Below are 14,569 nucleotides of genomic sequence, written 5' to 3'. Positions count from 1 at the left end.
GCACCGCCTCCCAGGCGATATCGGCCGTCGCCGCGTCGACTGAACCGCCGCTTCTGTGACTGCCGCCGCAGATTGGCAAGGCCCCAGCCGCGGCCAGCTATAATTCGCGCCCTCCCCTTCGCTGCCTGGCGCGATCGCGCGCGCCTTTGCCATGTCCGACCCGGCTTCCAACCAAGTTTCCCTCGAAGCCCTGCGGCGCCGCACCTTCGCGATCATCTCCCACCCCGATGCAGGCAAGACCACGCTGACCGAGAAGCTGCTGCTGTTCGGCGGCGCGATCCAGATGGCCGGCTCGGTCAAGTCGCGCAAGACCACCCGCCATGCGACCTCCGACTGGATGGCGCTGGAGAAGGAGCGCGGCATCTCGGTGACGTCCTCGGTGATGCAGTTCCCGTATGACGGTCGCATCGTCAACCTGCTCGACACGCCGGGCCATGCGGATTTCGGCGAGGACACCTACCGGGTGCTGACCGCGGTCGATTCGGCGCTGATGGTGATCGACGTGGCGAAAGGTGTGGAAGAACGCACGATCAAGCTGATGGAAGTCTGCCGGCTGCGCGACACGCCGATCATGACCTTCATCAACAAGCTCGACCGCGAGGGCAAGGACCCGATCGAACTGCTCGACGAGGTCGAGAGCGTGCTCGGCATCCAGTGCGCGCCGATCACCTGGCCGATCGGCATGGGCAAGCGGCTCAAGGGCGTGGTCCATCTGCTCAGCGGCGAGGTCCACCTGTACGAACAGGGCCGCAACTTCACCCGGCAGGACTCGACCATCTTCGCCTCGATCGACGATCCCGGGCTGGAGCAGAAAATCGGCGCGCAGGCATTGGCCGAGTTGCGCGACGAGCTGGAACTGGTGCAAGGCGCCAGCCACCCGTTCGAGCTCGACAAGTACCTGTCGGGCGAGCAGACCCCGGTGTTCTTCGGCTCGGCGGTCAACAACTTCGGGGTGCAGTTGCTGCTGGACTTCTTCGTCAGGCACGCGCCGAGCCCGAAGCCGCGCGCGACCACCACCCGCGAGGTGGCGCCGACCGAGGAACCGCTGACCGGCTTCGTGTTCAAGATCCAGGCCAACATGGACCCGCAGCACCGCGACCGGGTCGCCTTCATGCGGATCTGCTCGGGCAAGTTCAGCGCCGGCATGAAGGCGTTCCACGTGCGCAGCGGCAAGGAGCTCAAGCTCGCCAACGCGCTGACGTTCATGGCCAGCGACCGCGAGATCGCCGAGACCGCGTATTCGGGCGACGTGCTCGGCATCCACAACCACGGCACGGTGTCGATCGGCGACACCTTCACCGAGGGCGAGAAGCTCAGCTTCACCGGCATCCCCAACTTCGCGCCCGAGTTGTTCCGCCGCGCCCGGCTGCGCGACCCGCTCAAGCTCAAGCAGTTGCAGAAGGGTTTGGCCCAGCTCAGCGAGGAAGGCGCGACCCAGTTCTTCCGGCCGCTGATGAGCAACGACTTGATCCTCGGCGCGGTCGGCGTGCTGCAGTTCGATGTGGTCGCCTACCGGCTCAAGGACGAGTACGGGGTCGACGCGATCTTCGAGCCGGTCGCGGTCGCGACCACCCGCTGGATCCGCTGCGACAACGCCAGGAAGCTCGAGGAGTTCCGCGACAAGAACGCGATGAACCTCGCGCTCGACGCGGCCGGCCAGCTGGTCTACCTCGCCCCGACCCGGATCAACCTGCAACTGGCGCAGGAGCGCGCGCCCGACGTCGATTTCCTCGCCACCCGCGAGCATGCGCACGCGGTGGCGGTCGACTGACGCCGCGACAACGCGTTCACTCCCGCTTTACCGCCCGCTGCCGAAGCTGTCGCCAACCACGACACTTCGGAGGTCGCGATGCGCCGCCGCCGACTGTGGCTGGGCATCGCGGCGCTGCTGTTGCTCGGCCTGGCCGTGCTGGTCCTGCTGTGGGACTGGAACTGGTTCAAAGGGCCGATCGAGCGCCAGGTCGAGGCCCGCACCGGTCGTGAGTTCGAGATCAATGGCGATCTCGATGTCGATCTCGGCTGGGCGCCCGTCATCCGCGTCGACGAGCTTCGCTTCGGCAATGCCGATTGGTCGAAGGTGCGGACCATGGCCGAAGCACGGCGCCTGGAGTTCAGCATCGCGCTGAAACCCCTGTTCACGGGTGACGTGCGTATTACGACCCTGCACCTCGTTGCACCGCGCCTGCACCTGGAAACCGGACCCGACGGCGGCGGCAACTGGCAGTTCGGCGAACCCGGCGACGGCGACATGCAGTTCCGTCGGGTCCGGATCGATGCGGGCCGGTTGCGCTTCCTCGACGCCGCCAACGACACCGATATCAAGGTCGACGTTGCCACCGTCAAACCCGCGGGCAAAGGCGCGGACGATGCCGCTCCGCCGATCACCGTCGAAGGCGGCGGCCGCTGGCAAGGCAACGGGTTCTCGCTGCAGGGCCGGGCCGAGTCACCGATGGCGCTGCGCGACCCCGACAGCCCCTACCGCATCGACGTCCGCGCGCGCGCCGGTGCCACCCGCGCGCATGCCCGCGGCAGCCTGCTGGATCCGCTGCGCCTGCGCGATTTCGACCTGCAGTTCAAGCTGGGCGGCGCCAACCTCGAGGACCTGTACCCGTTGATCGGCATCGCGATGCCGACGACGCCGCCGTACGAACTCGACGGCCGTCTCGGCCGCGACGGCAGCATCTGGTCCTACAACGACTTCACCGGCGCCGTCGGCGACAGCGACCTCGCCGGCGACGCCAACATCGACACCGCCGGCGAGCGCCCATACCTGCGCGCCGACTTGCGTTCGAAGCGGCTCGATTTCGATGACCTCGCCGGTTTCGTCGGCGGCGCGCCGGATGCCGACGGCGAGTCGAGCAATCCCGAAACCGATGCCGCCGACGCCCGCGCGGACGCGAACGCCCGGGTGCTGCCCGACACCCCGTACGAACTCGACAAGCTGCGCGCGATGGATGCGGACGTGCGCCTGCGCGCGCAGCGGATCAATTCGCCCTCGCTGCCGCTGGACGACATGGATGCACACCTGCTGCTGGAGAACGGCGTGCTGCGGCTGGACCCGCTGAACTTCGGCGTCGCCGGCGGCGACATCCGCTCGACCATCCGGATGGACGCGCGCCAGTCGCCGATCCGTACCAGGGCCGACATCACCGCCCGTGGCCTCGACCTGTCGCAGTTGTTGCCGGAGGTCGAACTGGCGCAGAACGCGATCGGCAAGGTCGGCGGCCACGTCCAGCTGGCCGGCAGCGGCAATTCGGTGGCGGAGATGCTCGGCAGCAGCGACGGCGAGGTGGCGCTCGGCATCGGTCGCGGCAAGATCAGCAACCTGCTGATGGAGATGGCCGGGATCGATGTCGCCGAGACCATCAAGTTCAAGTTGACCGAGGACCGGCTGATCCCGATCCGCTGCGCGTTCGGCGACTTCAGTGTCGACGACGGGGTGATGACCGCCCGCTCGCTCGCGTTCGACACCACCGACACGATCCTGATGGGTGAAGGTACGATCGACCTGCAGGACGAGCGTTTCGACCTGACCATCCGCCCACGGCCGAAGGACCGCAGCCTGTTCGCGTTCCGCTCGCCGCTGCTGGTCGGCGGCACGTTCAAAGCCCCCACGTTCAAGCCCGACGCCGGCCGCATCGGCCTTCGCGCCGCCATTGCCTTGACCCTCGGTAGCATCGCCCCACCGGCGGCACTGCTGGCGACGCTGGAACTGGGACCTGGGGAAGATGCCGCCTGCGGCGGTCAATACGCGAAGTAGGAGCGACGTAAGTCGCGACCCACTGACAACACGATGACACCGCGTTCAACGCGTTTCATCAATCGCGCGATGCTGATTCATGCGGGGCGAGGCATCGTCTCGATCGCAATTTCCAATGGGTCGCAACTTACGTCGCTCCTACATGAGCCTGCGCTGCGACCGGCCCCTTCAACTGGCGATATAGCGTTGCAACTGGTCCAGTTCGAGCTGCTGGTCCTCGATCACCGCCTTGACCAGGTCGCCGATCGACACCAGCCCCACCACCTCACCGTCGACCACCACCGGCAGGTGGCGGATACGCCGGTGGGTGACCATCTGCATGCAGTGGTCGGCGGTGTCGTCGGGCCCGACGCTGAGCACGTCGCTGGTCATGATTTCGCGCACCGGGGTGTCGGAGGACGAGCGCCCCTGCAGCACGATCTTGCGGGCGTAGTCGCGCTCCGAGACCATCCCGGCCAAGCGTCCGGCGTCGATCACCACCAGTGCGCCGATGCCTTTCTCGGCCATCAGCCGGATCGCGTCGATCACCGGCGCATCGGGGCCGATCGAATGAACCTCAGGCGCTTTTGCTTCGAGCAGATGGCGGACGCTGCGCATGGCTGTCTCCCTCGACCACGTGGACCTGGCCCGAGGATACCCCCGTCGCCGGCTGCCAGACGTCAACGAGGTACAGCGGCCGCTGCTTGGACTCCTCGTACAGCCGGCCCAGGTACTCGCCGATCAACCCCAGCGCGATCAGCTGGACCCCGCCGAGGAACAGGATCACCGCCATCATGGTCGGCCAGCCCTGCACCGGGTCGCCCCACAGCAGCGCCTTGCCGATGACCCAGGCTCCGTAAGCGAAAGCGACCAGCGCGGTCAGCAGCCCGAGATAGGTCGCCAGCCGCAGCGGCGCGGTAGAGAAGCTGGTGATGCCCTCCAGCGCGAGGTTCCATAACCGCCAGAAATTGAACTTGCTGGTCCCGGCCGCGCGCGGCTGCCGGTGGTAGGCAATGGCGACGCGGTTGAAGCCGACCCAACCGAACAGGCCCTTCATGAATCGATGGCGTTCGCGCAGTTGCTGCAAGGCATGCAACGCACGCGGCGACAGCAACCGGAAGTCGCCGGTATCGGCCGGGATCGGGGTCTTCGACAACTGGCCGATCACCCGATAGAACGCATGCGCGGTGCCGCGCTTGAGCCAGCCCTCGCCCTCGCGTTCGAGCCGGGTGCCGTAGACGTCGTCGAAGCCCTGGCGCCAGCGTTCGACAAACTGTGGGATCAGTTCCGGGGGATCCTGGCCATCGGCGTCGATGATCAGCGCTGCGCCACACTCGACATGGTCGAGCCCGGCGGTCAACGCGAGTTCCTTGCCGAAGTTGCGCGACAGCCGCAGCACGGCGATGCGTGTATCGGCCGCAGCCAGTTGCTGCAACACCTGCCAAGTGTTGTCCGAGCTGCCGTCGTCGACATACAGGACCCGGCATTCCAGTCCGTGCTCGGCAGCGACCGCGTCCAGTGCCGCGGCAATCCGCGGCTGCAGCGCCGGCAGGCTGTCGGCCTCGTTGAAGGCGGCAGCGACGACGGTCAGACGGTCATGCAGGGCGGCAGCGGGGCTCATCCGCGCATGGTAGCCGACCACGGAGCAGTCGCTCCCAAAGAGGCCGTGAGCCGCCTTACTCCAGTCGCTCCAGATATCCCGTCCCACCGATCTGCCGCATCTGCCGCTGGATCGCGCGGGTGCGTCGCTGCACGTAAGGTCCCGGTCGCGCCGCGCTGTAGCGCTTCGGGCTCGGCAACACCGCCGCCAGCCGCGCGGCTTCGGCCGGCCCCAGTTGCGACGCGTCCTTGCCAAAATAGGTCCGAGCGGCCGCCTGCGCGCCGTACACTCCGTCGCCGAACTCGGCGATGTTGACGTAGACCTCGACGATCCGCGTCTTCGGCCACAGCGTCTCAATCAGCAGCGTGTACCAAGCCTCCACGCCCTTGCGCAGCCAACTGCGGCCGCTCCACAGGAACAGGTTCTTGGCAGTCTGCTGGCTGATGGTGCTGGCCCCACGCACCTTGCCGCCGCGCGCGTTGCTGCGTCGCGCCTTCGCGATCGCCTCCAGGTCGAACCCGTGGTGATCGGCGAAGCGCTGGTCCTCCGAGGCGATCACCGCCACCGGCAGGTGCGAGGACACCTCGTCGCGGTCGCGCCAGTCATGGGCGACCCGGAACCCCCAGTTGCCGTCGAGCCAGGCATCGAACTGGCGCCCCACCATGAACGCACTGAACGGCGGATCGATGAAGCGCAGCGCCGCTACCTGCAAGGTGGTCAGCAGGACGAACAGCAGCGGCAGGGCGAACAGTCGGCGCAGCCAGCGACGGCGCCGGCGGCGGGCGGGTTTCGGGTTGTCGATCATGTCTTGCACCGGCCGGGCGGCGCCCCCATCTTCGCGCTTGTCAGACAAACACCATGGAAGCATGGCCGGCGTACGTTCCGCCATGCCCACGGCCCGGACCGGTTCCCCCGGACGCCATTCGACACGACCCGACCAAGATGACCCAGACCGCCCCGAGTCCCACCGACGCCGACCGCGACCAGCTGAGCCGCTTCCTGATCGAAGGCGCCGGCGTGCGCGGTGTACTGGTGCACCTGCACGACACCTGGCAACAGATCCGCGAGCGCGCATCCGATGCCATCGAGCAGGCGCCGGCGGCGATCGAGCTGCTGGGCGAGGCCGCCGCCGCGGCCGCCCTTTTTACTGGCCATGCCAAGGTCGATGGCCGGCTGTCGGTCCAGTTGCGCGGCAACGGCGGCCTGCGGACGCTGTTCGTCGAATGCACCGCGGCCGGCACCCTGCGCGGCATCGTCCAGTTCGAGGAGGGCGCCGGGCCGGTTTCGCGCGACCTGCGCGAACTCGGCGACGACGCGGTGCTGGCGATCACTATCGAGAACCCGGCCCGTGGCGATCGCGAGCCGATGCGCTACCAAGGGCTTGTATCGTTGCAGGCCGAATCGCTGGCGGGCGCGTTCGAGGACTACTTCCGCCAGTCCGAGCAATTGCCGACCCGGCTGCTGCTGGCCAGCAACGGCGAACGTGCCGCCGGCCTGATGCTGCAGAAGCTGCCCGGCGACGAGGGCGACGACGACGGTTGGCTGCGTGTCGGCGCCTTGTTCGACACCCTCGACTCCGACGAGCTGCTGGAGCTGCCGATCCCGACCCTGCTGACCCGCTTGTTCCACGAGGATGGTGTCCGCCTGGTCGGCGACAAGCCGTTGCGTTTCGCCTGTTCGTGCTCGCGCGAACGGGTCGAGTCGATGCTGGCTTCGCTCGGCGAGGCCGAAGCGCTCGCTGCCGTGACCGATGGCGAAGCCGACATCCGTTGCGAATTCTGTGGCCAGCACTACCGCTTCGACGAGGCCCAGGTACGCGAATTGTTGGCCGTTTCCGCCGCCGAACTGGACGCCCCGGAGCGCCTGCAATGAATTGGCCGCAATGCGACCGTCTTCACGCTGCGTTGATTGTTAAATAATCATAAACGTCCTAGTATCGAATCATTAGTTGGGGGAACTCCGCCGGTCCGTCCCGGTCGTATTCGACACCGATGCCTACACGCCTGCTACGCCTGCCGCTTGCCCTGCTCCTCGCCCTTGGCGTGGCCGCGGGCGCGCATGCGCAACAGGCCAAGCCGGCCAGTCGCAGCGATGCCACCGTGCTGCCGGTGTGGAACAACAACAGCGGCAAGCTCGAAGCGGTATTGCTGCTGGAGCCCACCGGCACGTCCAGCGCCGGTGCGCGCTGGCGGGTTGGCCGCACCACCCTCGACGCCGCCTTCGGCCTGTCAGCCGGCGAGAACCTCGGCCTGGTCTGCGATCGCAAGACCGGCCTGGCCGGCACCATCGGCAACCTCGCCAACCACTGCCTGCTCGCGGCGCTCGACCACGATGGCAGGAGCGGCAGTCGGCAGGTTTCGGCCGGCGCCAGCGTCAGCCGCGCCGACACCAGGCTGGGCCTGTCGATCGGCGAAGGTCGCGACACGCTACCGGCGTGGCTCAGCCCGAACGGGCGCAACAGCCGGATCGACCAGAACAGCCTGACCGTCTATGGCGAGCAGGCCATCGGCCGCGAGGCGACTGTCTCGATCGGCGGCACCTGGGCGCGTGCGCGCCTGATTCCCGCCGGCGACGTGCCGGCACTGGCCGATCGCTGGAACACCAAGAGCGTGACCGTCGGTGCGGGCATCGGTGACTTCTCGGCCAGCATCGTCGGCCGCGTGGTCGACTCCGCGAGCGCGGCCGAGAATTGGGAAGGCCTCGGCATCGGCCTGACCTGGCGCACCCCGTGGAGCGGCAAGCTCACCGTCGGTGCCGAGAACGTGGTGACCCGCGGCAAGAATCCGTTCGCGCCCGACAACACCGACAGCGACGAGGGCACCGTGCCCTACGTGCGTTACGAGCAGGACCTCTAGGCTTCCCGCTCTAGTTGGCGACAGCGGCGGCTCCGCGCTCCCCGCAACTCCCCCCGCTCCTCCCCATACCTTCAACGACGGCCCCATCGTCGGGGACGTTTGCGCGTGCCCGCGACGGCATCTGTGAGCGAAAGAGTGGATTCGGGCACGAAACCATACTCGACGGAATTGCATACATCATTGATTTTAAAAGTAAATTTCGACCTCTCCAACGCTATCAACCCAAAATATTAACGACACTTTAATTTTTGTTCGGGGGCGGGTACTATCGGCTCGACCTTGCCGGATTTGGTGTCTTTCTTGACTCCGACCGGCGGGTTCCCATGGGAATAACCCAAGACTCACTTGGAGAGAGAGAGAGATGACCCCTAAGACCACAAAGCTCCGCGACGCGATCGTATTCGCGCTCGTCGTCGGTGCGACGGGCATCGCCGGTACCGGCGTCGCCTTCGCCCAGGACACCCCGCCTGCACCGGCCCAGCCGACCGCGCAGGAACAGGCCACCGAGCTCGACACCATCGTCGTGACCGGTACCCGCATCGAGAGCCAGACGGTGACCTCGTCGTCCCCGGTGACCGAGATCCAGGAAGAAGCCTTCCAATACGCCGGCGCCTCCAAGGTCGAGGAACTGGTCAACCAGTACCCGCAGCTGGCCCCGACGTTCGACTCGTTCCAGAACAACGGCGCGACCGGCTACGCCACCGTCAACCTGCGCGGCCTCGGTGCGGCCCGCACCCTGACCCTGGTCAACGGCTTCCGCCTGCCGCCGGGCAACTTCGAAGTCCGCGACATCAGCATCGTCCCGGCCTCGGTGGTCAAGCGCGTCGACATCCTGACCGGCGGCGCCTCGGCGGTGTACGGTTCGGATGCGATTTCCGGCGTCGTCAACTTCATCCTCGACAACGAGTTCGAGGGTGTCAGCCTGAGCGCCGGCTACTCGGCCTACCAGCATGACAACGACAACGGTTACATCTCGGGCCTGATCGACGACCGCGGGTTCGAGCGTCCGTCCGGCGACTCCGGCTTCGGCGGCATCTCGCGCAACATCGACTTCGCGATCGGCAGCAGCTTCGCCGATGGCGCCGGTCACGCCATGGCGTACGCCACCTGGCGCAAGAACGATCCGCTGTTCCAGGGTGATCGTGACTACTCGGCCTGTGCGCTGAACGGTGCCGGTACGGCCTGCGGCGGCTCGGCCACCAATGCCACCGGTAACTTCTACGTCTACCAGTTGGACGCCGACGGCGAAGTGGTCAACGGCACCAGCGGCGGCCTGCTGCCGGATGGCTCGTTCGACACCGCGTATGGTGCGCCCTACAACTACGCGCCGATCAACTACTACCAGCGCCCCGATGAGCGGTACACCTTCGGCAGCTCGCTCGAGTACGAGATCAACGAGCACTTCACCCCGTACCTGCAGACGATGTTCGTCAACAAGAACAGCTCGATCCAGGTCGCGGAGTCGGGCGTGTTCTTCTCGCTGCTGGCCGACCAGGACTGCGCCAACCCGATCTTCGGCAGCCTGTGCTCCGATCTCGGTCAGGATCCGACCCTGCCGGTCAACATCTACGTCGCCCGCCGCAACATCGAAGGCGGTCCGCGCCGCACCGACACCGAGAACAATACGTTCCGCTTCGTCGGTGGCGTCAAGGGTGCGCTGGGTGATGCCTGGTCGTACAACGCCGCGTACATCTACGGCTCGGTCAGCGACGACACCCAGGGCTTCAACGACTTCATCAACCCGCGCATCGAAGCGGCGATCCTCGGTTGTCAGGACGACAACACCTTTGACGGTTGCATCCCGTACCAGGTGTTCGTCCCGGGCGGCGTGACCCCCGAGGCGGCAGGCGCGCTGGCCGGCGTCAGCATGGACAAGACCCGCACCACCCTGAAGAGCATCAACGCCTATGTCACCGGCGACACCGGCTTCAGCATGCCGTGGGTCGATGGCGACAACGTCGCGGTCGTGGTCGGTACCGAGTGGCGCGAAGAGACCTTCGACTTCACCGCCGACGCCATCAGCCAGGCCGGTGACTTCGCCGGTTCCGGTGGCGCCTCGATCCCGTTGAGCGGCAAGACCAACGTCTCGGAAATCTTCATGGAAGCGGCGGTGCCGCTGCTCAACGACGTCGGTTTCGTCAACAGCCTGGACATGGACCTGGGTTACCGCCTGTCGGATTACACCCGTTCCGGCCAGGCCAACACCTGGAAGGTCGGATTCAACGCCGACATGGGCATGGTCAACTTCCGCACCAGCTACAACCATGCGATCCGCGCACCCAGCATCGGCGACCTGTTCAGCTCCCAGCAGTTGGCGCTGTACACCGTGGCCGACCCGTGCGCGGGCCCGACCCCGGAGCTGACCCCGGAGCAGTGCCTCAACACCGGCGTGCCGCTTGACGCCTATGGCACCGTGCCGCAGAACCCGGCGAACCAGAACAACCAGTTCATCGGTGGCAACCTGGAACTCGACCCGGAAGTCGGCGACACCTTCACCGCGGGTATCGTGCTGACGCCGTTCGAGAACGCGCAGTTCAACATCGACTACTACGACATCAAGATCACCGACACCATCTCCACCATCGGTGCCGGCACGATCGTGCAGTACTGCGCACTGTCCGGCGACCCGTTCCTGTGCGACAAGGTCCAGCGCAACGCGTTGTCCTACGACCTGTTCCGTGGCCAGGAAGACACCTCGGGCCGTGTGGTCAACCTCACCGACAACTTTGGTGAGATCCACACCAACGGCATCGACTTCGGTGCCCGTTACCGCTGGGACATGCTGGGTGGGCGGTTCAACACCTCGTTCAACGGTACCTGGAAGCTGGACGAGACGATCACCCCGCTGCCGGGCCTGAACGAGGACGCGACGTTCGACTGCACGGGCTTCATCAACACCAACTGCCGCACGCACGAATGGCGCCATATCGCCAGCCTGAACTACTCGCGTGACTTCTACTCGGTCAACCTCCGGTGGCGCTACTTCGGCGCGCTGGACTACGCCGACGAGAACGGTGACCTGTTCGGCGACAAGCTGCTCTGCGGCGACGCCAGCCAGGGCTGCCTGGGCGATGGTGAGCTGGAGGCCACCAGCTACATCGACCTGTCGGGTTCGGCGTACATCGGCGACTTCACCGAAGTCACCGTCGGCGTCAACAACGTGTTCGACAAGGAGCCGCCGCTGGTGGGTGCCAACAACGCCACCAACGGCAACGCCCCGGGCGGTTACGACCAGGCTGGTCGTTACATCTTCGGCAGCGTCAGCTTCAAGTTCTAAGATCCAGTTCCAGACCTAGTCGTACTTTGGCGGCGGGCTTCGGCCCGCCGCTTTTTTTTGGATCTCCGCGGATGCCCGCGGAGATCCCCTGCGCTAAATGCCGCCGCGGATTTCAGCCCGAGGGCAAATCGATCAGCCTCGCCGCGGCCAGCGATGCCACCAGCGGCGCGAGTCCCGCCTCGTGGTTGCGCCACTTGCCGACGGAACGGCTGTGGACCGGCTCGCGCACCTGCGCGGCGCTGGCGGTCATCGACGGCGCGTCGTGGTCCGAAGTCGATGCGAGCACAGCGTCCTGCCAGTCCAGCCCGCAATGGGCGAGGATGCGCCGCGCCTGCCCTTCGACGTCGGCCACGAGATCTTCGTAATGGACGTCGACAATGTCGCCGGGCATGACCGCATGCCAGTGCTGCATCAGTCGGTGATAGGTGGCGTAATACGCCCCCAGCTCGTCCTGCGCGTAGGAGAACGGGTAAGCCTGGTTGAACAGGGTCTTGTAGACCGCGTAGCAGGTGTCCAGCGGATCTCGTACCAGGTGGACGATCCGCGCATTCGGCAGGGCCTTGCGGATCAGGCCGCAGTACATGAAGTTGATCGGCATCTTGTCGACGAACACCGGGCTACCAGCGGCGGCCTGGCGGGCACTGGCCATGTAGTCGCGGCCGAGGGCGGCGAAGTCGATCAGCCGCGAGGCCTGCGCCGGCGTCTTGGCCGGATCGGAAGCCCGCACTTTCTGCACTGCCGCCATGAGCAGCTGGCCGAAATCCAGCAGCTCGCCGGCCGAGCCCACTTCGCTGTGGCGCCCAAGCATGCGCTCGACCAATGTGGTGCCGGTTCGCGGCATGCCGACGACGAAGATGGCGCCCGCCTCGTCATGGCCCTCGACTGGCGCCTTCATGGACTCCGCCGACCACGTCCCGGCAATGGCAGCGATCGCTTCGCGTTCGGCCACTGCATCATGGCTCAGGGTCCGACGCTTGAGCGCAGCTCCCTCGCTGAGGGCGGAGAACGACTCTTCGGCCTTGCCGAGATCCTCCAACTCCTTCGCAAGCGCATACAGGCAGGCGGCGCGGCCGGTGTCGTCCAGCACCCCTGCATCCAGCCGCGCCTGGAGCTCGGCCACGTGGTTGTTGGCCTCGGTCTGCCGGCGCAGGGTCGAACGCAGGTACAGCGCATGCCCGGTGCCGGGGGCGTCGGCCAGCAACGCATCCAGGTTCTCTTCGGCCGCGGCGAAATCACCGGTGAAGAACTGGGCGGTGGCAAGGTCGTACAACAGGGCGGGATCTTGAACTCCCGCTGCGCGCGCGCGTTCGTAGAACCGGCGCTCGGTGGCCGGGTCGCCGCACCGGCCATGGACCGAACCGACCGCCCACAGCGCCCGCCCGTTGTTGGCAGCCACCGCGGCGGCTTCCCCGGCGACCTGCTTCGCTTCCGAGCGGCGCCGCAGCAGGTTCAGGATGCGCGCCTTCTTCAACAGCAGCGCAAACTGTCCGGGCGCCACTTCGACCGCGCGGGAGATCAGCGCCAGAGCGGCGTCGGCATCACCGGCTTCGAGCTGGACCTCGCCGGCCAGGTACAACGCTTCGGCGTTGTCGGCATGGGCCGCCAGCAGCCGCTCGCTCAAGTGGCGGGCATCATCCAACCGGCCTTGCTTCAGCAGGTCGTAGCCCTGCCCGATCTGTCGCTGGAATGCGGCGTATGCGCCTGCCGTGCCTGTTTGCGCGCCAATCATGTAATCCCCTCTGTCAATGCCGTAAGACGCTCATCTTACGGGTCATCGCCAGGGGCGCCGAATCGTGTGTTCAGCTCGGCTGGGTGGTACTCGCGGCGATACGGCCCGGTGCGTCCTGGGCCTGGAACTCGCGGGTCGCCGCCGACAGCGTCCTCACCATGTCGCGCTCGCCCTGGGACAGCAACGGGTTCCAGACATCGAAGATCAGGACCACCCGCAATTCGTCGCTGTCGTTGCGGGCTTCATGCTCGATGCTGTCGTCGAACGCGAGTATCTCCCCGACCTTCCAGCGCCGGCGCTCGAAACCGACCCGATAGGTGCAGTTGTCGGGAACGATCAGCGGCAGGTGCACCACGGCACGTGCATTGGTCTCGCCGTGGTGCGGCGGGATATGGGTATGCGGTGCGAGGGCGGAGAACATCGCATTCGGACACAACCCGCCGATGTCGGCCATGTCGACCGCGCCCAGCGCCTGCGCGGTTTCCGGGCACTGCTGCAGATGTGCATCCACGGGCTGGCCGTGGGCCCACAGGAAATAGCTGCTCCAGCGCCGCGAATGGTTGAGTTCCTGCCACTGGTTGACCGGGGTCCCTGGCTGGTAGGCGACATACGGCGTGAACTGGTCCTGTTGCTGCGCAAGCGCGGCGGTCAGTTCGGCGGTGATCGCCGCGGTCTTGGCTTCCAGTGCCTCGACCCAGTCGAAGGCATCACGCTCGAAGAATGGAATCGCCGGCAAGCGCGGGATCTGCAAGCGGCTGCACACCGACGGGTAGACGTTGGACTGCCCGCTGACGATGGCACCGGCTTCGCGCCAACGCTCCGCTTCCGCCGGGGTCAGCCGGTCCATTCGCGCGCCCATGCGATCGGCGAGGAAGCTTGCCAGCTCGTTGCCGTAGCGCTGCGCCTGTGTCCGCGCATGCAACAGCTGCGCGCGTAACGACGGCGGCCATTTGGCTTCCGGCGGCGCCGCCTGCAACGCGTTCTTGTACACGGTTGCCGCCGCGCGGATGCGGCCATGGCGCTCGAGGTACTCGGCCTTGGCCAGCAATCCGGGCAGGAAATAGGGATCGGCCGCCAGGCAGGCCTCGATTGCTTTCAGCTCGGCTGTACCGTCGCCCTGCTCGCGCAGAACCACGCTGATGCTCAGCAATACCACCGGGTCCTTGGGCGATGCCGCGTGCGCCGCCTGCAGGGCTTGCAGGGCCTCGCTCAGCTGACCGCGCTGGAAGGCGTGCACGCCGATGCTGTAGAGCGCCTGCGCGTGCCGGGGTTCGACGGCCAGCACCTGGCGCCACAGCTGCTCGGCTTCGTTCCAGCGACCTTGGCCGGCGGCCTTCCGTGCCGCGTCGACCAGGGAATTCAAGGCTAC

General features: G+C 66.6%; 10 protein-coding genes. 5 read left to right on the top strand and 5 right to left on the bottom strand.

The genetic code is table 11. From position 1 onward, the window contains the following. The first annotated feature begins 151 nt into the window (after positions 1–151). Positions 152–1,771 carry a peptide chain release factor 3 gene (locus SNE34_RS13675; RefSeq protein WP_332618159.1) on the top strand — a complete coding sequence of 540 codons (1,620 nt, stop codon included), beginning with the start codon at positions 152–154 and terminating at the stop codon, positions 1,769–1,771. Positions 1,772–1,849: 78 nt separating this feature from the next. Next, on the top strand, positions 1,850–3,760 hold the full coding sequence (locus tag SNE34_RS13670) for an AsmA family protein (RefSeq protein WP_332618157.1): 1,911 nt from the start codon (positions 1,850–1,852) through the stop codon (positions 3,758–3,760). 168 nt (positions 3,761–3,928) lie between these two features. Here the strand turns inward: SNE34_RS13670 and SNE34_RS13665 are convergent, their stop codons facing one another. The 3 genes from SNE34_RS13665 to mtgA are packed head-to-tail and all read right to left on the bottom strand — an operon-like array spanning position 3,929 to position 6,144. Further along, positions 3,929–4,357, bottom strand: a complete 429-nt coding sequence (locus tag SNE34_RS13665; RefSeq protein WP_332618156.1) for a CBS domain-containing protein — start codon at positions 4,355–4,357, stop codon at positions 3,929–3,931. Further along, the gene (locus tag SNE34_RS13660) at positions 4,317–5,360 is read right to left on the bottom strand and encodes a glycosyltransferase family 2 protein (RefSeq protein WP_332618155.1); all 1,044 of its coding nucleotides are present in this window, start codon (positions 5,358–5,360) and stop codon (positions 4,317–4,319) included. The genes SNE34_RS13665 and SNE34_RS13660 overlap by 41 nt, the downstream gene beginning before the upstream one ends. Positions 5,361–5,415: 55 nt before the next feature. Further along, a complete protein-coding gene (gene mtgA, locus SNE34_RS13655) occupies positions 5,416–6,144 on the bottom strand; it encodes a monofunctional biosynthetic peptidoglycan transglycosylase (RefSeq protein WP_332618154.1) in 729 nt (242 codons plus the stop codon). A 137-nt stretch (positions 6,145–6,281) separates the two neighbouring features. Here mtgA and hslO point away from each other — a divergent pair, with 137 nt between their 5' ends. The 3 genes from hslO to SNE34_RS13640 all read left to right on the top strand — a co-directional run bounded on the left by hslO (position 6,282) and on the right by SNE34_RS13640 (position 11,471). Continuing rightward, positions 6,282–7,211, top strand: coding sequence for an Hsp33 family molecular chaperone HslO (gene hslO, locus SNE34_RS13650; RefSeq protein ID WP_332618153.1), 930 nt, complete (start codon positions 6,282–6,284; stop codon positions 7,209–7,211). Positions 7,212–7,330: 119 nt separating this feature from the next. Further along, positions 7,331–8,194: an XOO1806 family protein gene (locus SNE34_RS13645; RefSeq protein ID WP_332618152.1), complete on the top strand. Its 864-nt coding sequence runs from the start codon at positions 7,331–7,333 to the stop codon at positions 8,192–8,194. Positions 8,195–8,555: 361 nt separating this feature from the next. Next, positions 8,556–11,471 (top strand): TonB-dependent receptor domain-containing protein, encoded by a 2,916-nt coding sequence (locus SNE34_RS13640; protein ID WP_332618150.1) that lies wholly within the window; start codon positions 8,556–8,558, stop codon positions 11,469–11,471. A 112-nt stretch (positions 11,472–11,583) separates the two neighbouring features. On the opposite strand, the gene SNE34_RS13635 is transcribed toward SNE34_RS13640, so the two are convergent. Together SNE34_RS13635 and SNE34_RS13630 are read right to left on the bottom strand one after the other, a co-directional pair. Then, positions 11,584–13,200, bottom strand: coding sequence for a tetratricopeptide repeat-containing sulfotransferase family protein (locus SNE34_RS13635; protein ID WP_332618148.1), 1,617 nt, complete (start codon positions 13,198–13,200; stop codon positions 11,584–11,586). Positions 13,201–13,270: 70 nt separating this feature from the next. Continuing rightward, positions 13,271–14,563: an aspartyl/asparaginyl beta-hydroxylase domain-containing protein gene (locus SNE34_RS13630; protein ID WP_332618146.1), complete on the bottom strand. Its 1,293-nt coding sequence runs from the start codon at positions 14,561–14,563 to the stop codon at positions 13,271–13,273. Positions 14,564–14,569 lie beyond the last annotated feature (6 nt).

Source organism: Novilysobacter erysipheiresistens, from assembly GCF_036663935.1.
Lineage (GTDB): Bacteria > Pseudomonadota > Gammaproteobacteria > Xanthomonadales > Xanthomonadaceae > Novilysobacter > Novilysobacter erysipheiresistens.
Note: the sequence above shows the minus strand (reverse complement) of the source record. Positions and strands in the feature narration are given on the sequence as shown.

Excerpts from the sequence above, each read along its gene's own strand:
- SNE34_RS13635 (WP_332618148.1), bottom strand. The coding sequence starts at position 13,200 with ATGATTGGCGCGCAAACAGGCACGGCAGGCGCATACGCCGCATTCCAG.
- SNE34_RS13645 (WP_332618152.1), top strand. The coding sequence starts at position 7,331 with ATGCCTACACGCCTGCTACGCCTGCCGCTTGCCCTGCTCCTCGCCCTT.
- mtgA (WP_332618154.1), bottom strand. The coding sequence starts at position 6,144 with ATGATCGACAACCCGAAACCCGCCCGCCGCCGGCGCCGTCGCTGGCTG.
- SNE34_RS13640 (WP_332618150.1), top strand. The coding sequence starts at position 8,556 with ATGACCCCTAAGACCACAAAGCTCCGCGACGCGATCGTATTCGCGCTC.
- SNE34_RS13670 (WP_332618157.1), top strand. The coding sequence starts at position 1,850 with ATGCGCCGCCGCCGACTGTGGCTGGGCATCGCGGCGCTGCTGTTGCTC.
- SNE34_RS13665 (WP_332618156.1), bottom strand. The coding sequence starts at position 4,357 with ATGCGCAGCGTCCGCCATCTGCTCGAAGCAAAAGCGCCTGAGGTTCAT.
- SNE34_RS13675 (WP_332618159.1), top strand. The coding sequence starts at position 152 with ATGTCCGACCCGGCTTCCAACCAAGTTTCCCTCGAAGCCCTGCGGCGC.
- hslO (WP_332618153.1), top strand. The coding sequence starts at position 6,282 with ATGACCCAGACCGCCCCGAGTCCCACCGACGCCGACCGCGACCAGCTG.
- SNE34_RS13660 (WP_332618155.1), bottom strand. The coding sequence starts at position 5,360 with ATGAGCCCCGCTGCCGCCCTGCATGACCGTCTGACCGTCGTCGCTGCC.